Origin of the sequence: Bacillus sp. MM2020_4 (assembly GCF_011250555.1) — a bacterium.
Classification (GTDB): domain Bacteria; phylum Bacillota; class Bacilli; order Bacillales; family Cytobacillaceae; genus Neobacillus.
The window spans coordinates 157,597-183,717 of the sequence record NZ_JAANMZ010000002.1; the positions used below are offsets into that span (position 1 = coordinate 157,597).

28 protein-coding genes and 1 pseudogene are annotated in these 26,121 nt (G+C 38.3%); 6 read left to right on the forward strand and 23 right to left on the reverse strand.

All coding sequences use genetic code 11. The features are described from left to right. The first annotated feature begins 91 nt into the window (after window positions 1–91). A complete protein-coding gene (locus G6554_RS02700; protein WP_166238499.1) occupies window positions 92–268 on the forward strand; it encodes a DUF2759 domain-containing protein in 177 nt (58 codons plus the stop codon). Between the two features lie 25 nt (window positions 269–293). Here G6554_RS02700 and G6554_RS02705 read toward each other — a convergent pair whose 3' ends face one another. The 22 genes and pseudogenes from G6554_RS02705 to G6554_RS02810 all read right to left on the reverse strand — a co-directional run bounded on the left by G6554_RS02705 (window position 294) and on the right by G6554_RS02810 (window position 21,058). Continuing rightward, entirely contained in the window at window positions 294–1,349 is a 1,056-nt protein-coding gene (locus G6554_RS02705) for a YqgU-like beta propeller domain-containing protein (RefSeq protein WP_166238501.1), read from the reverse strand. Between the two features lie 254 nt (window positions 1,350–1,603). Continuing rightward, window positions 1,604–2,476, reverse strand: a pseudogene (locus G6554_RS02710) (M14 family metallopeptidase); the annotation flags it as partial. A gap of 118 nt (window positions 2,477–2,594) precedes the next feature. Continuing rightward, window positions 2,595–3,569, reverse strand: coding sequence for an ROK family glucokinase (locus tag G6554_RS02715; protein WP_166238505.1), 975 nt, complete (start codon window positions 3,567–3,569; stop codon window positions 2,595–2,597). A 9-nt stretch (window positions 3,570–3,578) separates the two neighbouring features. Beyond that, a complete protein-coding gene (locus G6554_RS02720; RefSeq protein WP_166238507.1) occupies window positions 3,579–3,788 on the reverse strand; it encodes a YqgQ family protein in 210 nt (69 codons plus the stop codon). A gap of 9 nt (window positions 3,789–3,797) precedes the next feature. After that, window positions 3,798–5,360 (reverse strand): rhomboid family protein, encoded by a 1,563-nt coding sequence (locus tag G6554_RS02725; protein ID WP_166238509.1) that lies wholly within the window; start codon window positions 5,358–5,360, stop codon window positions 3,798–3,800. A gap of 163 nt (window positions 5,361–5,523) precedes the next feature. Further along, on the reverse strand, window positions 5,524–5,721 hold the full coding sequence (locus G6554_RS02730) for a hypothetical protein (protein ID WP_242637748.1): 198 nt from the start codon (window positions 5,719–5,721) through the stop codon (window positions 5,524–5,526). A gap of 90 nt (window positions 5,722–5,811) precedes the next feature. Then, window positions 5,812–6,765 carry an L-lactate dehydrogenase gene (locus G6554_RS02735; protein ID WP_166238512.1) on the reverse strand — a complete coding sequence of 318 codons (954 nt, stop codon included), beginning with the start codon at window positions 6,763–6,765 and terminating at the stop codon, window positions 5,812–5,814. A gap of 21 nt (window positions 6,766–6,786) precedes the next feature. Beyond that, window positions 6,787–7,572: a DUF92 domain-containing protein gene (locus tag G6554_RS02740; protein WP_166238514.1), complete on the reverse strand. Its 786-nt coding sequence runs from the start codon at window positions 7,570–7,572 to the stop codon at window positions 6,787–6,789. Then, window positions 7,569–8,135 carry a 5-formyltetrahydrofolate cyclo-ligase gene (locus G6554_RS02745; protein ID WP_166238516.1) on the reverse strand — a complete coding sequence of 189 codons (567 nt, stop codon included), beginning with the start codon at window positions 8,133–8,135 and terminating at the stop codon, window positions 7,569–7,571. The genes G6554_RS02740 and G6554_RS02745 overlap by 4 nt, the downstream gene beginning before the upstream one ends. 235 nt (window positions 8,136–8,370) lie before the next feature. Further along, window positions 8,371–8,520, reverse strand: coding sequence for a 50S ribosomal protein L33 (gene rpmG, locus G6554_RS02750; protein ID WP_166238518.1), 150 nt, complete (start codon window positions 8,518–8,520; stop codon window positions 8,371–8,373). A gap of 62 nt (window positions 8,521–8,582) precedes the next feature. After that, window positions 8,583–9,209: a hypothetical protein gene (locus G6554_RS02755; RefSeq protein ID WP_166238520.1), complete on the reverse strand. Its 627-nt coding sequence runs from the start codon at window positions 9,207–9,209 to the stop codon at window positions 8,583–8,585. Between the two features lie 14 nt (window positions 9,210–9,223). After that, window positions 9,224–10,483, reverse strand: a complete 1,260-nt coding sequence (locus G6554_RS02760; protein ID WP_166238522.1) for a glycosyltransferase family 4 protein — start codon at window positions 10,481–10,483, stop codon at window positions 9,224–9,226. Further along, window positions 10,476–10,985 carry a DUF4912 domain-containing protein gene (locus tag G6554_RS02765; RefSeq protein ID WP_166238524.1) on the reverse strand — a complete coding sequence of 170 codons (510 nt, stop codon included), beginning with the start codon at window positions 10,983–10,985 and terminating at the stop codon, window positions 10,476–10,478. Before G6554_RS02765 ends, G6554_RS02760 begins: the two co-directional genes overlap by 8 nt. A gap of 315 nt (window positions 10,986–11,300) precedes the next feature. Beyond that, on the reverse strand, window positions 11,301–11,960 hold the full coding sequence (gene phoU, locus G6554_RS02770) for a phosphate signaling complex protein PhoU (RefSeq protein ID WP_166238526.1): 660 nt from the start codon (window positions 11,958–11,960) through the stop codon (window positions 11,301–11,303). 13 nt (window positions 11,961–11,973) lie between these two features. Next, a complete protein-coding gene (gene pstB, locus G6554_RS02775) occupies window positions 11,974–12,747 on the reverse strand; it encodes a phosphate ABC transporter ATP-binding protein PstB (RefSeq protein ID WP_166238529.1) in 774 nt (257 codons plus the stop codon). Window positions 12,748–12,759: 12 nt separating this feature from the next. Beyond that, window positions 12,760–13,566 carry a phosphate ABC transporter ATP-binding protein PstB gene (pstB, locus tag G6554_RS02780; protein WP_166238879.1) on the reverse strand — a complete coding sequence of 269 codons (807 nt, stop codon included), beginning with the start codon at window positions 13,564–13,566 and terminating at the stop codon, window positions 12,760–12,762. A gap of 191 nt (window positions 13,567–13,757) precedes the next feature. Beyond that, entirely contained in the window at window positions 13,758–14,642 is an 885-nt protein-coding gene (gene pstA, locus G6554_RS02785; RefSeq protein ID WP_166238531.1) for a phosphate ABC transporter permease PstA, read from the reverse strand. Continuing rightward, window positions 14,642–15,496 carry a phosphate ABC transporter permease subunit PstC gene (gene pstC, locus G6554_RS02790; RefSeq protein WP_308110912.1) on the reverse strand — a complete coding sequence of 285 codons (855 nt, stop codon included), beginning with the start codon at window positions 15,494–15,496 and terminating at the stop codon, window positions 14,642–14,644. The genes pstA and pstC overlap by 1 nt, the downstream gene beginning before the upstream one ends. 147 nt (window positions 15,497–15,643) lie before the next feature. Then, entirely contained in the window at window positions 15,644–16,567 is a 924-nt protein-coding gene (locus G6554_RS02795) for a phosphate ABC transporter substrate-binding protein (RefSeq protein ID WP_166238535.1), read from the reverse strand. 263 nt (window positions 16,568–16,830) lie between these two features. Then, the gene (locus G6554_RS02800; protein WP_166238537.1) at window positions 16,831–18,984 is read right to left on the reverse strand and encodes a peptidoglycan D,D-transpeptidase FtsI family protein; all 2,154 of its coding nucleotides are present in this window, start codon (window positions 18,982–18,984) and stop codon (window positions 16,831–16,833) included. Window positions 18,985–19,114: 130 nt separating this feature from the next. Next, window positions 19,115–20,338 (reverse strand): MFS transporter, encoded by a 1,224-nt coding sequence (locus G6554_RS02805; protein ID WP_166238539.1) that lies wholly within the window; start codon window positions 20,336–20,338, stop codon window positions 19,115–19,117. Window positions 20,339–20,449: 111 nt separating this feature from the next. After that, the gene (locus tag G6554_RS02810) at window positions 20,450–21,058 is read right to left on the reverse strand and encodes a superoxide dismutase (protein ID WP_166238541.1); all 609 of its coding nucleotides are present in this window, start codon (window positions 21,056–21,058) and stop codon (window positions 20,450–20,452) included. 470 nt (window positions 21,059–21,528) lie between these two features. Here G6554_RS02810 and G6554_RS02815 point away from each other — a divergent pair, with 470 nt between their 5' ends. The 4 genes from G6554_RS02815 to ispG all read left to right on the forward strand — a co-directional run bounded on the left by G6554_RS02815 (window position 21,529) and on the right by ispG (window position 24,771). Next, window positions 21,529–22,224, forward strand: coding sequence for a Crp/Fnr family transcriptional regulator (locus G6554_RS02815; RefSeq protein ID WP_166238543.1), 696 nt, complete (start codon window positions 21,529–21,531; stop codon window positions 22,222–22,224). 117 nt (window positions 22,225–22,341) lie between these two features. Further along, a complete protein-coding gene (locus G6554_RS02820) occupies window positions 22,342–23,118 on the forward strand; it encodes a DUF1189 domain-containing protein (protein WP_166238545.1) in 777 nt (258 codons plus the stop codon). A 102-nt stretch (window positions 23,119–23,220) separates the two neighbouring features. After that, entirely contained in the window at window positions 23,221–23,553 is a 333-nt protein-coding gene (locus G6554_RS02825) for a hypothetical protein (protein ID WP_166238547.1), read from the forward strand. Window positions 23,554–23,670: 117 nt separating this feature from the next. Next, window positions 23,671–24,771, forward strand: coding sequence for a flavodoxin-dependent (E)-4-hydroxy-3-methylbut-2-enyl-diphosphate synthase (gene ispG, locus G6554_RS02830; protein ID WP_207342968.1), 1,101 nt, complete (start codon window positions 23,671–23,673; stop codon window positions 24,769–24,771). Window positions 24,772–24,816: 45 nt separating this feature from the next. Here the strand turns inward: ispG and G6554_RS26170 are convergent, their stop codons facing one another. Next, window positions 24,817–25,299 (reverse strand): DUF308 domain-containing protein, encoded by a 483-nt coding sequence (locus tag G6554_RS26170; protein WP_166238551.1) that lies wholly within the window; start codon window positions 25,297–25,299, stop codon window positions 24,817–24,819. Window positions 25,300–25,481: 182 nt separating this feature from the next. Here G6554_RS26170 and G6554_RS02840 point away from each other — a divergent pair, with 182 nt between their 5' ends. Then, the gene (locus tag G6554_RS02840; RefSeq protein ID WP_166238881.1) at window positions 25,482–26,090 is read left to right on the forward strand and encodes a hypothetical protein; all 609 of its coding nucleotides are present in this window, start codon (window positions 25,482–25,484) and stop codon (window positions 26,088–26,090) included. Window positions 26,091–26,121 lie beyond the last annotated feature (31 nt).

Consider the following 26,121-nt stretch of genomic DNA (forward strand, 5'->3'; position numbering starts at 1 on the left):
AAATAGGATTGGAATGTATATAATATAGTTACATAATATTTTTGAACATGTAAGGCTTCTTGCCTGCTTATGCTAAAAAGGGGGATTAATCATGGGTTTAGTTATTATTTTTGCCATCGTAACCGTTCTTGCTGCCTTCGGTGGGTATAGCGCACTAAAGAACAAAAACTTCTTAGGTGCATTTTGGGGAGTTGCTTCCTTCTTTGTTTTTGGCTGGTTTACCGTCATGACAATCATTAATTCTGGATTTCCTACTGGATCGCATTAAAAAGGACTGTCAATGACAGTCTTTTTTATTTCTGTATGAGCTCATATATTTTTTTGGCTTGTAGATCGATAATTTTTTCAAATTGGTAGCCGTACAGTAGGGCTCCACCAGATGGCGAAAAATAGATCGGTTCATTATCCAAGCCTTCCATAATCAGATTACTGCTTTTCCCTTTCAAATCATAGCTTTCCAGTTGGAACCCATCTGAGTAAGTATCCATTTCACCACTTTTTAGCGGCCTAAACGTGATAAATTGTCCCTTCTTTTCATTAAAATCAAAATATGGAACTAACCAATCGGAATACTTTGTAAGCTGTGGGATTGAAAAGGTAAAAAACTTTTTCAACTCTTTGTCAAAAAATGAATAGTCTGCCATCGTTTGATCGTGTTCATTTACGGAGACAGCCATGAGCAGATCACGATATGTTGAAAAATGGATTGCTGATTGGATCACCGTTTTTTCGTTCCCATTTTTTGATCCTTTCATGATAAGAGGAGCAGATAAGGATGGATTTTCTTGGTCCCAATCTAAAAAGACTTCCTCTTCCCCATTCATCCATTTAACAAAGGGCTGCCGTAAGAAGACCTCAGTGTTTGTTGCCTTGTTCATATCCAATAAAAATAGCTGGAAACTCCAATCCTCAGCAAATTTCGATACCAAAATCTCTGACTCATTATACGGATTCCATTCAAATACTAATTCATAGGATGGAAAAGACTTCTCCATTTGTTCTGTCCCTTTTAAATCGATGATGGTGACATGTCCTTCATATGATGATGGCGAAGAATGAACCAAAAGATACTTTTTCGAGGGACTGATCTGTACAGTAACAATTGGATTCTTGCTCTCGTAAATCAAGCTACTTTTACCTGTAAAAAGATTATATTGAAAGACTCTTGAAGTTTGTTCAAGATTGGTTATATAAACTATTTCCGTCTCAGAAAGCCATCCAGCAGCTTTGTAATATTCCCCCGCACCGTTCGGAATGGCAATAGGTATCTTCCATTCATCCTCTACAGCTGAGACGGGCGCTTTAGATTTTTCACTTTTAGCATGATGTGTAGGCTCTACATTATTCATGCATCCACCTAATAGGAGGGTCAATAATAATAGGCTGGATAGTAATAAAATACCCCTTACTCGTTTAAGCTGGTACAATTTAAATAGATCCCTCCCCCAAATTTCCTCTCTATTGTTAGTACGTTTTTTTTACAGAAATGTTTCAATATTTCAAACACATTAAAACAAATAGGAAAAAAGCCTTAGTGAACGGCTTCTACTTTTTTTGTACACATTGCTAACTTATTGTATGGAGAATATCGAGGGATTACAAGTCAAAATTTAAGGGCAGCTAAGAAAATTCCTTCGGCACTTTTAAGGATCTTCAAAAATTGAGATAGTGGAAGTGGATTGATCCCCTTACCCAATTCAAGTGTAAAACCCGGACGCTTAAACTCTTGAATAAACCAATCTTTGAATCCGGCATGGCTGTTAACATACCTAATGGCTTGGTACCCACTTACTCTCTCAAATTCCTTTGCGAGTTTCTCAGACTCAGAGGGTTCATAGCCTTCATACCCCCAATAAAATTCTTCTCCTTGGGTATGAAAGGCTAAAACACAATCATATGAATTCTTTTTTACCAAATCCGCCATGGCAACTGCCTCAGGTTCTGTTAATGGTGCATGGCCCGGAAAGTCCCTCGGTGCTGGAGATTTTGGTTGTTTGTTTTGCCTGCAAATGTCCCAGTTGGCCGGAAACTGGTTATTTAAGTCGATTCCATTAATATTGGCCTTCCAATGAATGAAATCATCGCTCCCCTCATTCATCCTCATGACCTCTTCCCTAAGGTGATCTGGTGGCCCATTTAGGACCAGGTCTACTCCATCAGGATTAACCATCGGAACAACGGATAGCTCAACCTCTTGGTAAAGATTGAGAACCTTGCTACCTTTCATTAACGTTCCATTCGTTAAAGCCAGCAAGTAATGATTTACCAAACTGATCAATACCATGGTAGTAATCCATTCATTTGCATGAAAAGATCCATTCATATGTATCTTTTTTGATCCTTTTCCAATCTTAATCTCATGAATCGGATTACCCAGAACACTATTCCCAATGGTATTTACTGCAATAAAAGGATATTTCCTTTTGAATTCATTGATTATTTTAACAAGCTTTTTATAGTCATAAGCATATGTTCCAATATTAAGCGATTGATCCATATTATTTCTCCCCCCATCTTAAAGAATCATATGAGTGATCCCGAAAAAAATGATAAAAAAAGCCCGAATTTCAGGATCGGGCTTTTTAAAAGGAAACCTATTTATTTAATTTATTTTTAATAAGCCAGGCTGCACCAAGTACACCCGCATCATTCCCTAACGTAGCAAGAGCTAACTGCGTGGAATCCATAACTGCTGAAAAAGTAAATTTAGCAAAGTTTTCATTTATACCGTCCAGTAAAATAGCCCCTGCTTTAGAAACGCCACCGCCCAAAACGATTTTTTCCGGATTTAGCGTATTAGCAATACCGCCTAAAACAAAACCTAAATGGAAGGAAACCTCATCTAATACTTTTCTGGCTAATGGGTCGCCTTTTCTAGCAGTGTCAAAAACGTCCTTTGCGGTGATTTTCCCATGTACTTCAAGCAGTGTGCTTAATTCACCCGATGTTTCATGGTTACTTAATTCTTCCATTGCTAATCGAACAATTCCTGTAGCAGAGGCAACCGTTTCGAGGCAGCCTTTCCTGCCGCAATTACATGGAGCCCCACCGGAGGGAACCGCTGTTATATGTCCTATTTCTCCTGCTGCGCCGTTTATTCCTTGAACAATAGTACCATTCGCAATTACTCCACCGCCAACACCAGTCCCTAATGTGACACAGACAAGATCCTTTGCACCATTCCCAGCACCCTTCCACATCTCACCCAATGCTGCACAGTTTGCATCATTCTCAATCGCTGCCGGGAGGGAGGTGGCTGCTTCGAGACTCTCCTGTAACGGAAAGTTATCCTTCCAACCTAAATTCACCGCATTCAAAATAACTCCTCTTTCATAATCCATCGGCCCAGGTGCACCCATACCAATTCCAGCCAGCTTGTCATTTGTCACTGCAAGCTCAGCTAGTTTTTCAGAAAGTGCATTCGCAATATTTCGAGTAATATTTTGACCTTCATTAGAATTATCTGTAGGAATTTCCCATTTGTGTGTAATTTCCCCATCAAACGTAATAAAAGCTATTTTAGTAGTTGTACCGCCAAGATCAACACCAGCTATCCATTGTTCCGCCATAGTTTCCACCTATCTTTGTTTACTTTTTTCTTTTTGTATTTGGATTTCGTGCCGTAAAATTAAAAGTGCTGTTTGAAATTCTCTTGTTTCGATTAACTGCGCCTGGTACAATTCCTTTAATTCTGACTCCATCAATTCCAGGTCCCCGACACGATCACCCACATAAATAATCGTCCCAAATTGCTTTAAAAATTGTTGAATTTCATAAATTGTTTTCATTCTTTCTAACTACCCTCCTTCTCCAATAGATTGAAGATGTTGATTAATTTCACGTACTAAATCAGAATATTGTTTTTGTTTTGGTTCGAGTTCTGCAGCCTTACCAGCATTCACCTTTGCTTGTATTATATCGTTTTCCTCCAGATTAATCAGCGCAAGATTATAGTAGGCTTCATCGAAATTAGGGTCAAGTTTAATAGCCTTTTGTAAATGTCCCTTTGCATCAGAAAGCATTTCCTTCTTTATTTCAACAAAGGATAGGAGAAAATAGGTTTTCTCGGACAAGTGATCTGCTTTCTCTTCAGATTCTTTCAATACATGGTATGCTTGATCATACTTGTTCTGTTTTATATATTCTTGTGCCATCAGTAGGTGAGCATTTTCATCATTCGATTTGGCCGATGGGCTATAACCATAGCTGATTGCTCCCCAGACAATGGCAATCGAAGCAAAAGAAAAGAGTAATTGCCAGCCCAGCTTTTTCTTTTTTGGAAAATGGACAACACCTGCTGCCAAGAATCCACCTGCCAAGCCGCCAAGATGTCCTGCAACATCGATCCCTGATGCAGAAAAACTGAAAACAAGGTTTATACCAAGGACAATAATCAAATTCATTCCCATTGTACGGGAAAATAGCTTTGGATAAATCACACCAAAATACAATAACGCACCAAAACAACCGTAAATAGCGCCACTTGCTCCTGCTGATAAGGTAGAACTAAAGATAAAACTAGCCATTACACCCGCGAAACCAGCGAATAAATAAATCAACAGAAAACGTATACTGCCAAAGATTTTTTCGACAGTTAGACCTAGAAAATACAGGGCAAGGGTATTCATTGCCAAATGCACAAAGCCAATATGCAAGAAAATGGGTGTGATAAATCGCCACCATTCTCCTCCTAAAATTAATTGATTGACCTTTGCCCCGTATTTAATCAGTGTCGAAGTATTCGTACTCCCGCCATGTAATTCAAGCCAGAAAAAAACAATGGCTTGAATGGCGATAAACACATATGTAAAGAAGGGTTTCCCATTTGAAAGAATGGCCCTTTCCGTTTTAACTTCCTTTTTCACAAAATCCAAGGACGCTTCCTTTATTGATTCAACATCCTGATCCGTATATTCATCCACAAAGGCAAAGTAAATCTCTTTTCCCACCCTTTCAGAAATACGCCTAAATCCCGCATCAAATTCTCCCTTTGCAAGTAAAATCGAACTGACGATTGTTTTATTTCCTTCCGGAAAAATAAACGGATTGGCGAGTCGATATTCATATTCATCAACAGGTGGAAATGGACTTATATAGATATTCATCACATGTAATTCAGATCGGCCAAGTTGTTTACGGACTCTTTCCCCATTGGCAGCAGTAAATTCGATATCTCTCTGCATGGCATTACTCCAATCTAAATCATGGAGCAGCATACGAATAATGGGTGCCTGCTTATTTTCAACTTTTTCAAGCCATAGTTCTTTTTGATTGTCAAACAATTGTATCATTCGATAACCATGCTCAGAGATGAAAGAATAAGCCAGCCTCCAAAAGATGTAACTCTCTTTATTACTCATTTCTCCCCTACTTCCTAATCACGTAGTACCTATAGATTTAGACATAACAAACAATATTTATTTTTGACGCGTTCCTTTTATTATAAACGAAGGATGCTGTTTTAGATGACTAAAACGATCTTAATTATGGATATTTATTAAACAAAAAGACCATCTGTGGTTTTCACCATTCAGATGGTCTTCCAAATACAGATTGCATCATTTTATTTTTCACACTAGGTAAACTCATCATCGAACCAACTGCAAGCCGGCGCAACCAGCTTGAGCCTAGCAGGACGTTAATAATTCGATACCGGAAACGGTATGCAAAATAACCGATTGAACCAATCATAAAAATCGAAGTTAGCATTCGAGACATCATTAATCCCTCCTGCTATTAGTTTGTGATAGTGGCAGTTATTTTATCCAAACTATAAAAAAGATTCCAATGGGAAGAAACAGGACCACTATATTAGATATAGTTAAACACAGGTTCCATTGTTTTCTTTAAAACTTGAACGGAGTTCGTAAATTTTGCCTTCTCTTCTTCATTTAAATTAAGCTCTACGATTTGTCTAATTCCTTTTCGATTGACTACAGCTGGTACACCGATGTAAATGTTCTTATGCCCGTATTCCCCATCCAAATAAGCAGAAACAGTTAAAACAGAATTTTCATTTTCAAGAATTGCCTTTGTCAACCTAACAAGGCCCATTGCGATTCCATAATAAGTGGCCCCTTTTCGCTCAATGATATGATAGGCAGCATCACGGACATTTAAAAAGAGTTGATTTAAATCCTCATGATTGAATCCATTCTTATTTTTTGACCATTCGGAAATGGATGTACCGGCGATATCAGCATGGCTCCAAACAGGCAGTTCTGTATCACCATGTTCCCCAATGATATAGGCGTGGACATTACGGGTATCCACATCAAAATAATCCCCCAATAAAAAGCGGAACCGAGCTGTATCTAAAATCGTTCCAGAGCCAATTACGCGCTCCTTCGGAAGACCAGAAAATTTCCATACTGCATAGGTCAAAATGTCAACCGGGTTTGTGGCAACTAAGAAAATACCATCAAAACCACTAGCCATGATATTTTCAACTATGCCTTTAAAAATCCTCGTATTTTTTTCAACTAAATCAAGGCGTGTCTCCCCAGGTTTTTGGTTTGCGCCTGCGGTGATGACAACAAGGTCCGCCTCACCGCATTCCTTATAATCGCCGTACCAAATTTTTGTCCGTGACGGTGCGAATGGAAGTCCGTGATTCAAATCCATTGCATCACCTTCCGCCTTTTCTTTATTTAAGTCTATTAAAACAAGCTCCTCTGTAATGCCTTGATTTAAAAGGGCAAACGCATAACTGGAACCAACAAAGCCTGTTCCAATAAGCGCAACTCTATTCACACGTTTTAACATGACTATTCCTCCAATTGCTGTTTATTTTGAAACTAGAACTAGTCCAATGGCTGCAATCGCAGCAAGGAAGCCTGACAGAAAATTCACCATATCATTATCCACTAAGGTAAACCCTTTTATTCTGGTTGTCGGCAGCTGACAATGCTGTCTTTTTTCTGTCTCAATACCGCAATGCTGACAAACATACATTTGTTGGTAATAGGCACCCATTATTGTATCAATGACATTACCAAAATAACCAAATACAAAAACAAAGAGTGTCAACCTACCATCCAGATCGAACAGGAAAAAACTGGTAATGGAAATTAGAAACGCCCCTGCAAGTGCAGCAGCACTTCCGAAGGAGCTAATGGCACCAGATGTCCCTTTTTCGACTCTCTTAAATGTACGTATGTAAATCGGATTCTTCCGGCTCAAGCTGCCAATTTCTGATGCCCACGTATCTGAATTAGCACTTGCAAGACTAACGACAAAGCCAATTAACCAGATTAGATCAGGTTCAAAATAATGGATGATGCTAAAAAGCCCGGCTGCTCCCCCGTTTGCAATCACTTGTCGCCAATCCCTTGTTGCACCTTTAGCCAATTTTTCTTCGATGGGTTGTTTCACAGAACTTTTATATTTTGACCAAAAATTCGAGGTGGCAAAGAAGGTACCAAGTAAAACGAGTCCCTTTATACCAAAACCAGCATACACCGCTGCTCCTACTATGATAGCAGTAAGAGCTCCCGACTTGGTCAAAGATTTATGGCGATAACCACCAAAGCCCGTTACGCAGATGCCAATAATGATGATAACTTCTATCATATTAGTTTGATGGTTCTACTATTGGTTATGATTTTCGAAACCGGAATATCATGGTTTTCCACTGGGAAATTGGGGATGATTTGATGTTCAAAGGCTAGGGATAGAGTTTTACCAGTAAAATTAGGTAAGTATCGGTCATAATAACCACCGCCAAAGCCCAAGCGATACCCTTCCATTGTATAGGCAAGCCCTGGAACTATTAAAAGATCCATTTGTTTGGCAGGAACTTCTGTGGTCTTTGCTTCAATAGGTTCGAGTAAACCATAATAAACGGTTTCAAGCTGTGAAAATTCTGTTAGGGTTCTGAACGATAATCTTTTATCTTTTGGATGACATTTTGGCACTGCGATTTGTTTTCCAAGCTCCCAAGCTTTACGAATAATTTGGTATGTATCGACTTCAGGCTGTTTCGAAACTGTAATCCCAATGACGTTTGCTTTCTCAAAGTCTTCATCTTTAAATAGTCTGTCTGCAACTTTATAGGAATAATCTTCATATAGGGGTTTAGATATCTTGGTGAGAGACTCCTTTATCTGATTACGAACAAAATTTTTATCATTCATAAATAGAACCTCCGTAGTTTTTTTGGAAAAGGGGCGGAGCGCCGCAATAGTGAATCTGTATATCCAATCGCAGTGAAGATTTAAATTTCAGACGATGAATGGAGTGAAGTCACGCTCTGCTCACACCGCCTTTATTGGCAGGGATGGGTTCATTGATTACCTATCCATATAAATTGAAGTGCGAAACGCCCTATTAGTTTTTGACAACAAAAAAAGCAGCAGGAAGCCCCACTGCTTATTTTGTTTCACGATGTGTTGTTGATTTTTTATCTCTTGGGCAATATTTCTTAAGCTCAAGACGATCTGGATTGTTACGTTTATTTTTTGTTGAAATATAGTTACGATCCCCACAATCAGTGCAAGCTAACGTAATATTTACACGCATGTCAATTTCCCTCCAAACGATTAAGCTAGTTCGTGCATACGACTTTTCTATAATATCATTTATTAAAAGGAAATGCTAGTGTTTTTCAAAAGTGCTTGTTCCATTGAAATCAATTCTTTTTTATTTGAACCAGAAATCGTATAAGTAATCGTTTTATTAGTTTGGTGAGGTGCGATGGATGTCTTAATGGCGAAAATACTAGCCGAAGGTCCTTTTACCAATGGCTGGTATTTTAAGTTCCCCCTTTGTAGAGAACTCCAGATATGATCAGTATAAGCATTCCATAGTGGCATGGTTGTGTATTCTTTTATACCTGAAAGATTAAATTGGGCATTTACGAGAAAAACCTTTTTAACTGCATGATGAAAAATGTGACGATCTGTTGGTGAAACAAAGGTAAAATGGTCCTGTCCGACATTTAAAAAATGATTCATCGCTAAAATCTTTATCTCTTTTGGCTGATTACTGTGATTACTAACATAAATGCTGAATAAACGAATTTTTGAGTGAATATGTTCCTGCTTCACTTTCATGATTAATTCTTCGTCGTAAATAACCTTTTCCATGCAGTTTTGCAGCCAAATATACTTGCCATTTACCCATATTCCTGGAACAAATTGAAGCGTATCGATTGGCATGTGCGGTTTAGAGTTCGGTTTACTTTTTTGTTGTTCCGTTAGATTTATCATCTTTTACACCTATTTTACAAATTATTTGGTTTTACCTTACGCCCATTCTCATTTACACGATTATTTACTATTGTATCTGCCATTCTTCTGCTTGTCTCTGAGGCAATTCGTTTCCAGCCGTACAAACTTTTAACAATTTGCCTGCCCTTTTCTCCAATTTCTTCCGCTTTCACTGGATTATTTAGTAAGAATTCTATTTGTTCCAGAAGACTTTTGGCATCACCAGGAACCATCAGCATTCCCGTTTGTAAATGTTTTACAATCCCTTTCATTCCACCAGTATTGGCGACAATCGTTGGTTTCCCAAGGATCATCGTTTCCAATGCAACAATGCCAAATGGTTCATAAAGGCTAGGTATGACTGCCATCGCACTTCCTTGGATCAGAGCATTTCGTTGTTCATCGGAAATATAACCAATAAATATAACGTGCTTATCCAAATTCCTCGCAATGATTTGCTCTTGGTAGGCTTGAAGTAATGGACCTTTCCCTGCAATAACAAAAAAACATTCTGAATCCATTTCTTTGGCATATGCGGCCGCTTCAATAATCGTTTCAAACCCTTTTTCCTTAACAATTCTCCCAATTGAAAAAATGTAATTTCTTTGCTTTAGTTCAGGATATATTTCCCCAACATTTATTTCTGCCCTTAAGGGTTCTATTCCATTTGGTATGATACTGATTTTTTCATTTTTAGCTTTAAAAACAGAAATAAGCCCCTCTCTCATATACTCACTGCAAACAATCAGTTCATCAGACTCTACAATTAATTGTTGTTCTTTTTCATGAATAAATTGCTGCATTTCTGTATGAATACCATTATTTCTTCCATGTTCTGTAGCGTGAATAGTGGTTAATAATGGAACCTTTAGCAACCCCTTTAAAGCAATAGATGCTGCACCGACCAGCCAATCGTGTGCATGTATGAGATCGAATTTAATCTCTTTTGAAAGGTGATCAGCCTTGAAGGACATGGCTAAATTAAGTCCGGCAAGCCAAAAAAAGAAATGATCATCCCACTCATTTATTGGTTTTACACGATGCACATTCACCCCATTCATCTGTTCAAATGTTGGGAGCTCGTTAGTACCCGCTGTCAAAACATGAACCTCATGACCCAGCATGGCCAAATGAGCAGATAAACCGAATACATGTCGTGAAAGACCGCCAACAATATTAGGAGGGAACTCCCAGCAAAGCATCAATATGGTTAATTTCAAATCTTTTTGCATTTCACAATCAGAAACAACCTTTTGGGGAATTTTACTATTCATTTTCCCCCTCCAGGCTGTTTGATTTCAGGTAATAGCTGTATGTACTTACCTGATCCATCCATTTTGGGGGCTGTTCTTCATACCGTTTAAATTGTAAGTAATCCTGTTGTGATACATGACCTTTTGGTATTTCTGGTGACGGTGTATGAATACAATTAGAGCGATAAAGTGGAAAAAATTCAGTACCTTTAATATAAACACCAATTTCCGCAATAAAGCTGCGATTTTCCATCAATCCTTTAATAAACCAATGCCCATTTTCAAAAGGAACCGTTATTTCATGATAATAATGAGCATTTTTCCCAGTAAAATACATATCTGTTACATCATATATTCTTACAACATGCAAAAGGTCTTCAAACCTTCGGTTAAAAAATAACTCAGTAATCCTTATTGGTAATTCGGAAACATCCCAGAAAAGGATGATTTTACGAGGGGTAACAAGCTTTGCTTTCAGTTCACCCTTTAGTGGCAATTGTTCCGGTAACGCTTCTTCAATCATTTTCTTCCTCCAATCTGCAACCAATCCATATATGCGTAAAAGATCTACATTATTCCAACTAATTGATAATTTAATCGTACCATCAGAATGAAAGGCAGACAATAAACACAAATTGTCGTTTCCTGCTAGTTCAAATAGCTAGTAAGTTCATGGGCTAAAAAATTTTTTACCAATTGGAACAAGTTCATCATTCTACAGTAATCAACACCCTTCAAAATGGAAATCGCCAATCATTTCGACACTATTTACCACGAAATTAGAAAAAGATGAAGCCTCATGATTCGCCTCATCTTTGGAAGGTTTCCTATTCTATCATTAAGCGTTTAAATTAACCCGCTTTCCCGTTACCTGATAAATTACATTTTCCGCAATGTTCGTTGAATGGTCAGCAATTCTTTCAATAAATCTACACACAAATGCTAATTGGATAATTTGGTTTGTCGAGTTCGGATTCTGTGGAATATAGTTCAATAGTTCATGTACCAAGTCTCCAAACATTTTGTCCACTTCATCATCTTTCTTCGCGCATTTTTTAGCTAGTTCAATATCTTCGGAATAATAGGCAGTGAAAGATTCAGAAACCATTTCCAAAGCCATCTTCATCATTTTGGGTATATCAATCATTTCTTTAAAATATTCTTCATTGCCGATATGGAGGGTAGATTTGGCAATATTTACGGCACTATCTGCCAACCGCTCCACTTCGGATGAAACTTTTAATGCCACACTGATTCGTCGAAGATCTGATGCTACAGGTGATTCCCTAGCAATTAATAATAGGGCTTTTTGGTTAATTTCATTATCCAAATCATCGATTTCATTATCACCGTCTATTACCCTCTTCGCTTTATCTATATCTTGATTTATAAGGGCAATCATCGCTTCTTTAATTTGCCATTCCGATTTATGGGCCATCATTAAAAGCATTTCTTTTAACTCTTTTAAATTTTGATCAAAATTTGTTCTTGCACTCATTTATGCCACCTCTTCATCCGAATCTTCCAGTAATATAACCTTCAGTACGTGAATCCTTTGGATTTGAAAAAATAGTAGACGTTGAATCTAGTTCGATTAATTCCCCCATTAAAAAGAAGGCAGTTTTATCAGATACCCTAGATGCTTGCTGCATGTTATGGGTGACGATGACAATGGTATATTTCTCTTTTAATTCTAAAATTAATTCTTCAATTTTCAGGGTGGAAATTGGGTCCAAGGCAGAGGTTGGCTCATCCATTAACAAAACATCCGGTTTTGTCGCAAGGGCTCTCGCGATACACAGCCTTTGCTGTTGTCCACCAGATAAACCAAGAGCAGGTGCAGTCAGACGATCCTTAACTTCCTCCCATAAAGCCACATCCATTAGTGATTTGATGACAAGCTCATCAAGGTGCTTCTTCTTCTTAATTCCGTGGACTCTTGGCCCGTAAGCGACATTGTCATATATAGATTGTGGAAAAGGATTTCCCTTTTGAAAAACCATACCCACATGTTTACGAAGTTCAACCAGATCGTTTTTCTCGTCTACTATATTTCTTCCGTTTAAATTGATTTCCCCGGTCATTTTAACATTAGGAATCATATTGATCATCATGTTGAGCGTCTTAATAAAAGTGGATTTTCCGCATCCTGATGGTCCAATTATCGCCGTTACTTCTTTTTTGTTAATCGGAAAGTTGATTCCCTTAAGTGCATGATGATCTCCATACCATAAATTTAAGTCCTTCACATCAAATATTTCTCTGGTCAATGTTGAAATAGCCATTCCAATTCCCCCTTATCCAAATCTTCCTGAGATATATTCTTCCGTCTTCTTGACAGAAGGATGGGTGAAGATTTTTTCAGTAGCATCATATTCAACTAAATCGCCGCTTAAAAAGAAGGCAGTTTTATCGGAAATACGGGAAGCCTGCTGCATATTATGGGTGACAATGATAATCGAATAATCCTTTTTCAAGTCAACAATCAAATCTTCTACCTTAGCATTTGAGATAGGATCTAGTGCCGAAGATGGTTCATCAAGGAGCATCACCGTCGGTTTCATGGCAATCGTCCTGGCAATACAAAGACGCTGCTGCTGCCCGCCCGAAAGTGATAGAGCGGATTTATGGATCCTGTCTTTTACTTCGTCCCATAATGCCGCCTTTTGAAGGCTTTCCTCAACAATCTCATCAAGCTGATTTTTCTTTTTAATACCATTGAACTTCAGGGCATGTGTAATATTTTCATAGATTGATTTTGGAAATGGATTTGGCTTTTGAAAAACCATGCCAATTTCTTTTCGTAATGCGACCACATTAATTTTTTTAGATAAAATATTGATATCCTCATAAAGGATTTCACCTTGCGCACTTGCACCGGGAATCAGGTCATTCATCCGATTGACGCTTCTTAAAAACGTAGATTTTCCACAGCCTGATGGTCCAATCAAAGCTGTTACCGAATTTTTTTCAATATCCATGGAAATGCCGTTTACAGCACGTTTTTCACCATAGAAAATTTCCAAATTATTTACTTTTAATATATGGTCCATATTCCACTTGACGGTTGATTGCATCGTTTGTTCTGTCGTTTCTTTTTCCATTAAAGTCGTAACCATCCGTTCTCACCTGCCCTTTATTTTTCAATGTCCAGCTACAGGCGCCATCGGCTAGTGTACTTCGCGCTTCTCCCTACGATAAGTCAAGCACGGATACGCTTGCGCTCTCCGTGTTTCCTTTATCTCAGTCGAAGCGCTCCAGTCCATACGCCGATAAGCGGGCGCCTTCCACTTTTCTAATTCGCAGTCATTTTCTTTGTTATAATACTTCCAATCCATCTTGCTAACAGGTTAAATAGTAAGACCGAAAGGACTAGCACAGCTGCCGAACCATTTGATACCGCTTCAACGTCAGGAATTAACCCTTGTGTATTAACAGACCAAATGTGTACAGCGAGCGTTTCAGCCGGACGAAATATATTTAATGGAGATTGATCTGAAAATGGATTCCAATTTGCATAATCAAGTCTTGGAGTTGAAAGACCTGCTGTAAATAATAATGCTGCTGCCTCGCCAAACACACGGCCGGCTGCAAGAATAATCCCCGTTAATATCGATGGAAAAGCACTAGGTAATAGTACGGTTTTTATTGTATGCCAATGAGTAATACCTAAGGCAAGGCTGGCTTCTTTCAAATCACGAGGAACATTACGTATGGAGTCCTCACTTACACGCACGATAACAGGTAAATTAAAGACGGTAAGTGCTAAGGCACCCCCTATAATCGTATATCCCCAACCAGTTATATTAACAAACATCAACAATCCGAACATCCCTATTACGATTGAAGGAAGTGATGCTAAAACTTCAATACAAGAGCGAATGATATCCGTTATTTTTCCTGGCTTCGCATACTCCGCCATATAGATTCCACCACCAACCCCAAGGGGAATAGCGATAATCATCGTAATAAGTAAAATATAAAATGAATTAAATAATTGGTCACGGATCCCTCCACCCGCACGAATATTGCTTGAAGGCGTCGTTAAAAACTCCCACGAAATGTGTTTAAATCCATTGACCAAAATATAGGAGAACAATCCAACAAGAATTGAAATGATGATAATAGCAATAGCAACAAATACTCCGGTTGCAATTCGGTCAGCTGTTTTACTTTTCATTACAGCTTCCTCCTTGATGAAAGATAGCGGATGAGTAATATAAAGGCAAACGACATAACTAATAAAATGAATCCCATCGACCAAAGTGTATTATTTTCCACACTTCCGTATGTCGTATGACCCATATTTAACGTAATAATTGTCGTTAAAGTGGCTGAAGCATCCAAAATACTTGATGGTAAATTTCTAACATTTCCGATGACCATTTGAACGGCTAATGCTTCACCAAATGCTCGAGACATCCCCAAAACAATTGCCGTCATTAGTGATGGAAGTGCAGCGGGAATCAGCACTTTACGAATGGTTTGCCAACGGGTCGCGCCAAGAGCGTAAGAACCCTCTCTTAAACTTTTTGGCAGCGAGCTCATCGCATCTGTTGCAATGGTGGTGATCGTTGGTAAAATCATGATGGAAAGCACAATCGTTCCGGAAAGCAAACTAAAACCTAGTCCACCCACATGTTCCCTAATAAATGGAACTAATACTGTAAGCCCGATGAATCCATAAACAACAGATGGAATTCCAACTAATAATTCTATGACTGGCTGTAATATTTTTCTTCCCCATGAAGGTGCAATCTCGGTCATGAATATCGCGCCGCCAATCCCTAATGGTGCTGCAACCAGCGCTGATAGGAGCGTTACAGCAAATGAACCGAAAATAAACGGTAATGCACCATATTCCGGATTGGCTTTATTTGTAGGATTCCAGTGTGTACTGGTTATGAACTCAATAAGACTTACACCATTTTTTATAAATGATTGTAATCCCTTTGAGCCTAGAAAAATGGTAATAGAAATGGTCGCAGATATCATGATCACCGCACACAATATGACAAGAACTTTCCCGCGCATTTCCCCGTTCAGCCAGTTCTTTTCGGATTTTAACAATCTGTCCTTTGCAGGAATAAACTTTTCTGACATGGATTAAACACCCCTAAAATGCGTCTATAGGGTAAATGCCATCGTGCACTTACCCTTTCATTCTTTTAGACTATCAGTTTATAAATCTTTTTGATTTCCTTCGGCATCCCGTTCTACTTTCATTTTTGTAACAGGAAGATATCCTTGTTCTTTTAATAGACTAGTTTGGATATCATCCGACATTAAGTAGACAAGGAATGCTTTTGCTAGGCCTTCAGCTTCACCTTTTGTATAAGAATGCTGGTACGCCCAAACTGGAAAATCACCGGATTGTACATTTTCAGCTGTTGGTTTGACACCATCAATGGATAGTGGTGTAACAGAATTATCGGTAAAGTACGAGAATGCTAGGTAACCAACTGCTCCATCTGTTTCGTTAATGATTTTCTTAACTGTGTTTGAAGAATCCTCCGTAATTCCTTCAGCTGGTGTTGCACCATCAAGGGCAAACTTATTAAATATGGCACGTGTTCCAGATGAATCTGGACGGTTTACAAGAACGATCTTTTGATCCTTACCGCCAAGTTCTTTCCAGTTTGTAATTTTGCCAGTGAATACTTTCATTAAATCTTCTTTTTTAATATCATTAATGCCAACTTTTGGATTAACCGCAGCCGTCATACCTACAACCGCAACTTTATGATCGACTAGCTCGTCCGCTGGGATACCCTCTTTTTCTTCAGCAAATACGTCTGAGTTACCAATTTGTACAGACCCTTCAGCAACTTGTGATAAGCCTGTACCGGAACCACCGGCTTGTACTTGTATATCTACATTTGGATTTTCATTCATAAATTCCTCAGCTGCCGCGGCAATCAAAGGCTGCATCGCGGATGAACCGGAAACGCTCAATGAACCGGACAGTTCTTTATTTTTCTGACCGTTTGTTTTTGTATCTGTTCCTTCCGTCTTGTCTGTAGAGGCTCCACCTCCACAAGCCGCCGCGAATACCATTAGTGCTGCCAATAATGTAAGTAGGCTAAATTTTTTCAAACTTTTCATTTCCTTTTTCCCCCTAAGGTTTTTGTTGGTGATGATGTTTGTCTGCCTTACAAGATTAAGCATAAGGGAATACTGTAAACAGCGTTTTAAGCGACTGTAAAGGTTTTGTAAATATACATTGTTCTTTTGTAAATTTAACAAATTTCATCAATTTTCTAGTTTTCTAAAAAATATCTTACAAATTTCTATATTTTATGACGGTCTTAAAGATTATTTTGTATTAAAAAACACCTGCCTCAATTCGAGACAGGTGTTTCAACATATTATTGTTCGGGCTGCTGGCTATTTTGAGTGGTGTTAGTATTATTTGCATCCCTCGATGCTTTTAAATCAAAATAGGCTTTAAATACTTCATCAGCAATAGACAGGTTAACATGTGTTTGGTCCGTCGTTGACCAAGGTACAACAACAGAAATTGCAATTTCAGGGTTATCATAAGGTGCATAACCTGCAAATGTTACATTCCATAACATGGGATGACCACCTAAAGGTCCATCATATAATGCTTGCGCTGTTCCGGTTTTTCCGGCAATTTTGTATTGCTTATTTTTAATTGAGCCATACCCAGTTCCTTGCGGATCATTGACGACAAGCCTTAATCCATCCTTAACATGGTTAATCCAAGATTCTTTCATATCCACTTTATTCAATACTGTTGGTCTTATTTCTTGAATAACCGGGCCAAGTTCATTAGAATTACTATTCGGCTCCCGAATTTCTTTAACCAAGTGCGGTTGGATCCTAAGACCGCCATTTGCGATGGTTGAAATATACTGAACAAGCTGTAAGGTGGTATATGTGTCATATTGTCCAATTGCAAAGTCCAACACTTTACCGGCATCAGGTGGTATTTGACCAGCACCATAGCCAGTTTGTTCACCTGGAAGATCAATGCCTGTTCGAACCCCTAAGCCAAATTGAGCAAAATTATTTCTAAATGTATTTATGGCAGAAACTTTGTTTATTGTTAACGGTCCATTCGGCACATACGTTTGTTGCCCGCCAACTTTCATTGCAGTTAAGAACATATACACGTTTGATGATCTCATTAAGGCATATAAATCATTGATTTGACCAAACCCAACCGTATTCCAAGATTTTTTTACTTGAGTACCCTTAAATTTCAACGGTCGGTCATTAAGGCTATCCCCCGGCGAAATTGCTCCAGTTTGATATCCAGTTAGTACCGTTGCTCCCTTTACAACCGAACCCATCGAATAGGAAGTGGTCATATTCCCTAACGCAAAATCTCTCACTTCTGTTTTCTTCGTTTCACTATCAATTGCATATTGTTTACCTGACATAGAAAGAATTTCCCCGGTTTTCGGGTTCATGACGGTGACCATTGCCCTATCCATATATGGTTGGCCTGCTCTCGCCTGTCCAAGCTTATCTTGAATAATTTCATCAACCTTTTCTTGAAGGTCGATATCAACCGATAATAATAAATCTTTCCCGCTTTTCCCCTCTTTATATACCTGTGATTCCAATACATTTCCTGATTTATCTGTTATATTTTTTACCGATTCTTTTTGACCTTGCAGTACATCTTCATACTGCTGCTCAAGATAACTCTTTCCTACCCGGTCATTACGACTATATCCCCTGGCAAGCAAGGAATCCAGACTATCTTTTGGCAAGCCTTCTTTTGCACTGGTCACCTTCCCCAAAATGGAGCTTAAAGGCCCATTCCCATCTTCCGTTTTATATAAAAAGTCCCTGTCCCAATCCGTTGTCGTATCTACTCCTGGTAAAGAATCAAGGTTTTCACTTACAATTGCATATTCTTCATCAGTGACATCTTTATTTTTTATTATATGTGGTGATAATGCTGTTCCACTGGACATTTCCCGAAAAATAGCCAATACTTCTAGCTCTTGATTGGAAAAAGAATTTAGTTCTTCTTCCGTAATTCTTTCCCTTGTTAGATCATAAATTTCTTTATCATATTCCTTTTTATCTAACTCTTTTTTCTGCAGCCTTGCCTTATCTTCATCTGTTACTTTGGCATTAGCTAATTTAGGATGTTTCATGATCCAGAAATCTTGACGATCCCTCTTGGTAATTGATTTGAAATCTTCCTCAGTATCTTTACTAATAAGCGCAGCTAACCTTTTAGCAATATTTAGCATTTCGCTCATCGTAACTGTATTTGATCGAGTATAAGTAATTGCTTTTAACGGTTTATTTCCAACTACTAACTTCCCATTAGTATCATATATTTTCCCGCGCGGCACAGAAGAATTTATAGGAACAATCTCCTTTTGTTCAATTTCCCGCTTAAAATCATCTCCAAAAACAATTTGTAATTCACCAAGGCGAAGGATCAGGATGGAAAAAAGTACAAATACAACAAAAAACACCATGTTCAAACGAAATGGGACATGTGTTTTCTTTTTTTTCTTCTTATTAACCAAGATCTATATACACTTCCTTTTTTACATAAGGCTCACCATAACTTTCTTTATTTTATAAGATAATGTCCCATATATCCATGCATAAGACTTACCAGTTTTTAAAAAAATGCGATGAGAAATAAGAACTTCATCACATTTTTATTTCTGGTAGTTGAACTCGTTTTATAAAAAAATAAATGATCGAATGTCCGGCCCCAATAAACAATAGTAAAATGGGAATACTTTTCGCTTCATTAAACCAGGTGACCGAAGCAAGAAAAGCAAGGATGGATACGATACGCCCAAAATTTAAGAAGATCTCTCGAACCACGATATACTCAATTCGCATTTCCGTCGCTTTCCAACCACGGCCAATTACATCATATGTCGTTGAGTGATATGGGACAAGCAATAGTGGATAAGCAACCGCAATCATCGCTGCGTAAATTAACAATTTCACAAAATTAATATCCCAAACGATTAGCAAGACTGCTGCATAAAGGATGATGCCGCCAATCAGAATGGCTTTTTTTCGATACTCTTTTTTTATCATCCGCGACGCAAAATAATAAGCAACAAAGGATATCCCTGAATTAATTAACCCAAATGTTCCTAATGCCATTTCACTTCCCGTCGAAATATAAACAAAAACAGAGATAACAAATAAAAACGTCCCTTCTCTAAGTCCCTGGAAAAAGTGGGCATTGGTAATGAGACGCCAATTTTCATTCCGTTTTCTCTCTGCAATGATCCGCTTAAAGCAGTATTTTCCTGAAGCCGGTCTTCGTTTTAGTGAAAAGCTCAAAAAAATGGCAAGTGCAAATAATGCTAACGAGAGGCCAAACACAAATGTATATCCGGTAAACTTTTCAAATCTGGTGATAATAATGCCAGCTGCTAATGGCCCAATCATTCCACCACCGGAGGTTAAAATTCCTAAGAATCCATTGAAAAAGTCTCTCGTCTCAGGTTCGGTGATTTCAAAGGTTAACACATTATAGGCGAGCCAATAAAATCCATACCCAATTCCAAGCAAGCTCCCTAATAATAGTAGATACGCGGAAGCTTTAGCCCCCGAAATTAATACCGCTAGATAAAAGATTGCCAAAAAAATAACGCCGATTCGAAGGACTATAACCCGGTCGATTTTCTTTGCCCAGCGCCCCGCAAGGATAAACGTTAACGGCTGCAAAACAACAATCGACAGGTTATATAGGGCAATATCCGAATACTTTCCTGTTTGTTTCCAAAGATAAATATTCACAAATGTGTTCGATAAGGCAACACTCAATGAATACAAACCACCAATAATCAGTAAAAGTGATAAATCTTTGGTTAATTCTACATCACCTAAAATCCTAAATTTTTTTGCCATAAAAAAAAACTCCCCTTTGTATAAGGGTAGTCTTTATCTGGTCCATAGTTCTTATTCAATATTTTAGGAAAACGAAAAAAGGCAGCCGCTGGCTACCTCTTTTCATTCTATTTATTTTGCTGCACTGTATCGTTTTGAAACTTCATCCCAGTTAACTACATTCCAGAATGCACCGATATAGTCAGGGCGTTTGTTTTGGAATTTCAAGTAATACGCATGTTCCCAAACATCAAGGCCAAGGATCGGAGTCTTCCCTTCCATTAATGGAGAGTCTTGATTAGGAGTGCTTGATACTTCTAATTCGCCATTATTTACAGATAACCAAGCCCAGCCAGAGCCGAAGCGAGTTGTAGCAGCTTTTGCAAACTCGTCTTTAAAGCTCTCGAAGCTGCCAAATTTATTGTTGATAGCATCTGCTAATTCACCAGCAGGTGCGCCGCCGCCATTTGGAGAAAGGATTTGCCAGAATAAAGAATGGTTAGCGTGTCCGCCGCCATTGTTACGTACTGCAGTACGTGCAGCTTCTGGAACCGCATCCAAATTAGCAATTACTTCTTCAACTGATTTTGAAAGTAATTCTTCGTTACCAGCTAATGCATTGTTTAAATTTGTCACATATGTGTTGTGATGTCTAGTGTGGTGAATATTCATTGTTTCTTTGTCAATGTGCGGTTCAAGTGCATCTTCTGCGTAAGGTAAATTCGGTAATTCAAATGCCATAATAAGTTCCTCCTATGTACGGATATTTTTTAGGCTTTAGTAATTCTTACTTTTTAAGAATATTTCTAAAGCTTTAGTCTAAAGATACCAAAATTTGTTCATGGTTTCAAATTTAATGCTTAGTCTCCACCATAAATACAATACCCGATAATCAGATTTTTATTCCGAGAAAAGCGAAAGCGCCTTGGTCAGCCCCGACAAGCACAAGACAAGCCGGCCGAAAGGTTGCTTTTTAACCTTTTGGACGGCTTGGCTTGTGACCTCGAGGGGCTAGGCGCTGGAGCTGGACATTTCTCAAAGTCGAAACATTATAGATTTCGAAAAATTGTCATGTTTCAGCAAAACAGCATACTGTCAACGATTTTTGTCATAATCCCATCTCCACCCTTCCAAATCATGTAAATTACATATTGACACAATGTTAATAATTCATTTTAATCAAGCTGAAGGCAGATTAAGGAGTGACTAATATGCAAAATAGCAGCCTTTCTATATATAATTTACTGGTAGAGTTTTTTCAAAAAAGCGAACCAATCCAAAAAGTTAAATCTGGAACAGTACTATTTCAAGAAAAAGATTCTGTTGAATATGTTTACTTATTGCTTAAAGGGAGTATCGCCCTTGGCAGAGTCCACTTACGGGGAAAGGATTTTATTTTAAAAATCTTAAACGACCATGAATTAATCGTTGAGTACCAGCTTTTCAAAGCTACGCCTCATTATCAATTTTATGCCAAAACACTCACAGACTGCGAACTACTATTCATTAAAAAGGAACAATTTGAAGCATTAATTTCAGCTGACCCTGAAGCCATGAGTGCACTTGTAGCTTGGTTTAGCACAGGTTATTTAAAAGCACAGATGAAATGCCAGGACTTAATTATGAACGGTAAAAAAGGCGGTTTATATTCTATCCTCATCCGCCTTTGTAATTCTTATGGAGTGAAGTCAGAAGATGGCATTCTCATTGATCTGCCTTTAACACATCAAGAATTAGCCAATTTAACTTATGGAACAAGAGAAGTCATTCAACGCGCTTTGATGGACCTTCGCCAGAAAGATATTGTTTCATATGAAAATCAAAAATTCACCGTGAAAAATCTAACCTTTTTAAAAGAAGAAGTGGATTGTCAAAATTGTTCATTTGAAATATGCGGTTTAAATTAGGGTTCAAAGCCACTGTTAATAGTGGCTTTTTAACTTTGATGAAAACCTTCATCATCCTTGTATATAACAATTGCACAAGCTACAATAGAGATTGAATCTGCATAAAGGTGGTCTACTATGAATATTTTTAAACAATTTTATAAAAGCATTTACTCCCCCAGAGATATAGCCTTGTTTCGTTTTCAAGGGATTGGAAAAACGATTTTATATGTCTTTTTTCTCACTTTCATTTCTATACTTCCATCCGTCATTTACATAAGTACTGCGCTTTCTTCCGGTATTGATTCTGCAAAGACCATTATTAAAAATGAAGCACCTGATTTTTCGATAAAAAACGGTGTCCTTTCGGCGGAGACAAAAGTACCGGTTACAATTGATAAAGATGACTTCACCATTATGATTGATCCAACTGGGGTAATCTCAGATGCCGATGTGGAGAATGAAGGAAATGCATTCGCACTGTTGAAAAATGAATTTGTCCTTTCTTCAGGCGGTAGGATTGATACTTACCCATATTCCATGTTAGAAGGACTTGACATCACAAAGAACGATTTCCTAAATTTCACTGATAAAATTAGTGGAATGAAGGGAATTATCATCCCAGTAGTATCCGTGTTAATTTATTTGTTATCAAGTGCTTCAAGCTTTATTGAAATATCAATCTTGGCACTGTTTGGTCTCGCACTTAAAAATCTTTTAGGCAGAAAATTGAACTATAGGCAATTATGGAGAATGGCCGCATACAGTGAAACACTGCCAACTGTATTTTTCACCATAATGGCCGCTATGAAAACATCCGTTTCAAACAGCTTTGTCATTAATTGGATTGTCGCCATTATTGTTTTAGCCTTAGCCATTAATGAAATGCCAAAACCGAAGAAAAAAGCAAACTAGACATCCGCCCAAAAATTGGGCGTTTTTTTAGTTCGATTCTGTTCTTTTTACAGTTGGACAAGCATAGGAATGTACAAACATTCTCTGATGGAGGCTTGTCCGATGAAAAAGTTATTTGGTTTTCTTTTCGCTATATTAGTCCTATATGTCATATATTTTGATCTCACTGTGGGTACCCTCCCCACTTCAAATGCAAAGCAAGTGGATGTAAAAGTTGCGGCAGATGCAAATAGTTTTACTTCGGACATACCTTCATTTGAAGCAAAGGTAAAACCCGGAGAAACCGTGATATCGATTGTCGAGCACGAATTAAATAAACCACTTCCAGTGTCTATTACAGAATTGATTAACGACTTTCGTGAATTAAATCCAAAGCAGTCCCCTGAAAAAATCCAAATTGGGTCCACATATCATTTCCCGGATTACTCAAACTAAAGTGGATAGATGCTTATGGTTGTCAAAATAAGCAGTTGACTGATAAAATAAAGACGAATTGTTTAGTAACCTATGATTCGAATTCCAATTTAAAGGAGCGAATTCCACGTGAGTGAAATTATACATCGCACGAAGACCCGACCAATAAAAGTGGGAAATTTAACGATTGGCGGGAGTAATGAACTTTTTATACAAAGCATGACAACAACCAAAACCCATGATGTTGAGGCTACTGTAGCCGAAATAAAACGCCTTGAGGAAGCTGGGTGCCAAATTGTTCGGGTGGCCTGCCCTGATGAACGTGCCGCGAACGCGATTCCGGAAATCAAAAAGAGAATTAACATTCCGCTTGTCGTCGATATCCACTTTGATTATAAATTAGCACTTAAAGCGATTGAAGGCGGAGCCGATAAGATCCGAATTAATCCGGGAAACATTGGAAAAAGGGAAAAGGTCGAAGCGGTTGTAAAAGCTGCTAAAGAAAAGGGAATCCCTATTCGGATTGGTGTAAATGCAGGATCCCTTGAAAAGAAAATTCTTGAAAAATATGGCTATCCTACGGCAGATGGAATGGTTGAAAGTGCACTTCATCATATCAAAATTCTTGAGGATCTGGATTTCCATGACATTATTGTTTCGATGAAAGCATCGGATGTCAACCTTGCCATCGAAGCATATGAAAAAGCTGCCCGTGCCTTTGATTATCCATTGCATTTGGGTATAACTGAATCTGGTACGTTATTCTCAGGCACAGTTAAAAGTGCAGCAGGTCTAGGAGCGATTATTAATAAAGGAATTGGAAATACTCTTCGTATTTCATTAAGCGCTGATCCTGTTGAGGAAGTAAAAGTCGCTAGAGAACTCTTAAAAGTTTTTGGTCTATCTTCCAATGCTGCAACATTAATTTCCTGTCCAACTTGCGGAAGAATTGAAATTGACCTAATTAGTATTGCAAATGAGGTCGAGGAATATATTTCAACGATTAAAGCCCCGATTAAGGTTTCTGTCCTTGGCTGTGCTGTAAATGGTCCCGGCGAGGCCCGTGAAGCTGATATTGGGATTGCTGGTGCCCGCGGAGAAGGTTTGTTATTTAGGAAGGGTGAAATCGTCCGTAAAGTTCCTGAAGCAGACATGGTGGAGGAATTGAAAAAGGAAATTGACTTAGTTGCTGAAGAGTATTTCCGAAAAAAAGCTGAAGAAGAGAAGATAACGAAATAAACGTCAAGAAACCCGGTCAATTACAACCGGGTTTCTTTTTTGCTCCTAAAAGAACGGAAGAATGAAGATGCCAACAACAATTGATATTACACCAATACCAATCGCCCAAGCACCAAGACCTGTGGCACCTCTACTTCTAGCAACGAATCCTAACACAATTCCTGCGGCACCAAAAAGAATAGGCATTACAAACAGGGATAAAATCGAAAGGGCTAATGCAAGGGTACCCATACCGGTTCCGCCTGCAGCTCTTTCTCGATTTTCATTGTGTTCCCTTTTTCGCACGAGAGGAACGGGTGCAGCGATTTCTGCTGCTGTTTCCTCTCTATATTGTGAAGATCGTAACGGAACAGATGCACCGATTTCAGGAACAGGATCTTCTTTTTTCAATGTGTATGAAGTCTTAATAGGGGCAGCAAATTCTGATGCCGCTTCCTCCCTAAATTCTGCTGTAGAATTGGGGATATCTTGACCAATTATTGAACTTCGAAGGGCTTCCTGTACTCTCGTGTCTCTTTCGTCTGCCATCCTAATCCCTCACTTTCAGTTATAGGAGCATTACTTATTGTTTCAATTCACGCTCACTTTTACTATGTAAATGTTTGTCTTTATTAGGTTTTTATTTCATTAACCGAGAAATACATACAACATTGTTCGTGCAACTTTGGTAAAATATAAAGGAGAAAACCCTAAAGTTAGGTGAAGATATGATGAGAAGAAGATTTGGAATTGATATTGACGGTACCGTAACATGCCCAAAATCCATCCTGCCTTTTATCAATAAAGCATTTGGCATGAATATTAAGTATGAGCATGTTGATCAATATGAGTTAACCCCTTTTGTAAATGTTTCAGAAGCAGAATTTGCAAAATGGTTTTCTGAAAATGAACCTTTAATCTATAAAGAATCCCCGCCGGCAAAAGGTGCACTACAAATACTCAATAAATGGGAAAACAAACATGACTTGATATTTATTAGTGCGCGCGGCTCACATTTACTTGATGTGACAGAGGATTGGTTCTTTCAACACGGATTGACCTTTCGCCATATTGAATTAATTGGATCGCATGATAAAGTTGAAACAGTAAAAAAACATCAAATTGAACTCTTTTTTGAGGATAAACATGATAATGCCGTCATGATTCATGAGGAATGCCAGATCCCTGTTATATTATTTGATACACCCTATAATCAGGAGTCGATCCCCAATGGTGTCATACGGGTTCGAAATTGGAGCGAGGCCCATATTTGGGTAACAAATTGGTTAAGACAGGAAGAGATCGAACATAAAGCAGTGAGCAGCTCTATTCAACAATAAAAATCGCTTGTACGGGTTGCGCACAAGCGGT

Excerpts from the sequence above, each read along its gene's own strand:
- phoU (WP_166238526.1), bottom strand. The coding sequence starts at position 11,960 with ATGAGTGCAAGAACAAATTTTGATCAAAATTTAAAAGAGTTAAAAGAA.
- G6554_RS02720 (WP_166238507.1), bottom strand. The coding sequence starts at position 3,788 with ATGAAAACAATTTATGAAATTCAACAATTTTTAAAGCAATTTGGGACG.
- G6554_RS02840 (WP_166238881.1), top strand. The coding sequence starts at position 25,482 with ATGAGAAGAAGATTTGGAATTGATATTGACGGTACCGTAACATGCCCA.
- G6554_RS02755 (WP_166238520.1), bottom strand. The coding sequence starts at position 9,209 with ATGATAAATCTAACGGAACAACAAAAAAGTAAACCGAACTCTAAACCG.
- G6554_RS02735 (WP_166238512.1), bottom strand. The coding sequence starts at position 6,765 with ATGTTAAAACGTGTGAATAGAGTTGCGCTTATTGGAACAGGCTTTGTT.
- G6554_RS02760 (WP_166238522.1), bottom strand. The coding sequence starts at position 10,483 with ATGAATAGTAAAATTCCCCAAAAGGTTGTTTCTGATTGTGAAATGCAA.
- G6554_RS02820 (WP_166238545.1), top strand. The coding sequence starts at position 22,342 with ATGAATATTTTTAAACAATTTTATAAAAGCATTTACTCCCCCAGAGAT.
- pstB (WP_166238879.1), bottom strand. The coding sequence starts at position 13,566 with ATGGAAAAAGAAACGACAGAACAAACGATGCAATCAACCGTCAAGTGG.
- pstA (WP_166238531.1), bottom strand. The coding sequence starts at position 14,642 with ATGAAAAGTAAAACAGCTGACCGAATTGCAACCGGAGTATTTGTTGCT.
- G6554_RS02765 (WP_166238524.1), bottom strand. The coding sequence starts at position 10,985 with ATGATTGAAGAAGCGTTACCGGAACAATTGCCACTAAAGGGTGAACTG.
- pstB (WP_166238529.1), bottom strand. The coding sequence starts at position 12,747 with ATGGCTATTTCAACATTGACCAGAGAAATATTTGATGTGAAGGACTTA.
- G6554_RS02795 (WP_166238535.1), bottom strand. The coding sequence starts at position 16,567 with ATGAAAAGTTTGAAAAAATTTAGCCTACTTACATTATTGGCAGCACTA.
- G6554_RS26170 (WP_166238551.1), bottom strand. The coding sequence starts at position 25,299 with ATGGCAGACGAAAGAGACACGAGAGTACAGGAAGCCCTTCGAAGTTCA.
- G6554_RS02725 (WP_166238509.1), bottom strand. The coding sequence starts at position 5,360 with ATGAGTAATAAAGAGAGTTACATCTTTTGGAGGCTGGCTTATTCTTTC.
- G6554_RS02700 (WP_166238499.1), top strand. The coding sequence starts at position 92 with ATGGGTTTAGTTATTATTTTTGCCATCGTAACCGTTCTTGCTGCCTTC.
- G6554_RS02810 (WP_166238541.1), bottom strand. The coding sequence starts at position 21,058 with ATGGCATTTGAATTACCGAATTTACCTTACGCAGAAGATGCACTTGAA.
- G6554_RS02815 (WP_166238543.1), top strand. The coding sequence starts at position 21,529 with ATGCAAAATAGCAGCCTTTCTATATATAATTTACTGGTAGAGTTTTTT.
- pstC (WP_308110912.1), bottom strand. The coding sequence starts at position 15,496 with ATGCGCGGGAAAGTTCTTGTCATATTGTGTGCGGTGATCATGATATCT.
- G6554_RS02705 (WP_166238501.1), bottom strand. The coding sequence starts at position 1,349 with ATGAATAATGTAGAGCCTACACATCATGCTAAAAGTGAAAAATCTAAA.
- G6554_RS02730 (WP_242637748.1), bottom strand. The coding sequence starts at position 5,721 with ATGATGTCTCGAATGCTAACTTCGATTTTTATGATTGGTTCAATCGGT.
- G6554_RS02745 (WP_166238516.1), bottom strand. The coding sequence starts at position 8,135 with ATGAATGATAAAAATTTTGTTCGTAATCAGATAAAGGAGTCTCTCACC.
- G6554_RS02825 (WP_166238547.1), top strand. The coding sequence starts at position 23,221 with ATGAAAAAGTTATTTGGTTTTCTTTTCGCTATATTAGTCCTATATGTC.
- rpmG (WP_166238518.1), bottom strand. The coding sequence starts at position 8,520 with ATGCGTGTAAATATTACGTTAGCTTGCACTGATTGTGGGGATCGTAAC.
- G6554_RS02715 (WP_166238505.1), bottom strand. The coding sequence starts at position 3,569 with ATGGCGGAACAATGGATAGCTGGTGTTGATCTTGGCGGTACAACTACT.
- G6554_RS02740 (WP_166238514.1), bottom strand. The coding sequence starts at position 7,572 with ATGATAGAAGTTATCATCATTATTGGCATCTGCGTAACGGGCTTTGGT.
- G6554_RS02805 (WP_166238539.1), bottom strand. The coding sequence starts at position 20,338 with ATGGCAAAAAAATTTAGGATTTTAGGTGATGTAGAATTAACCAAAGAT.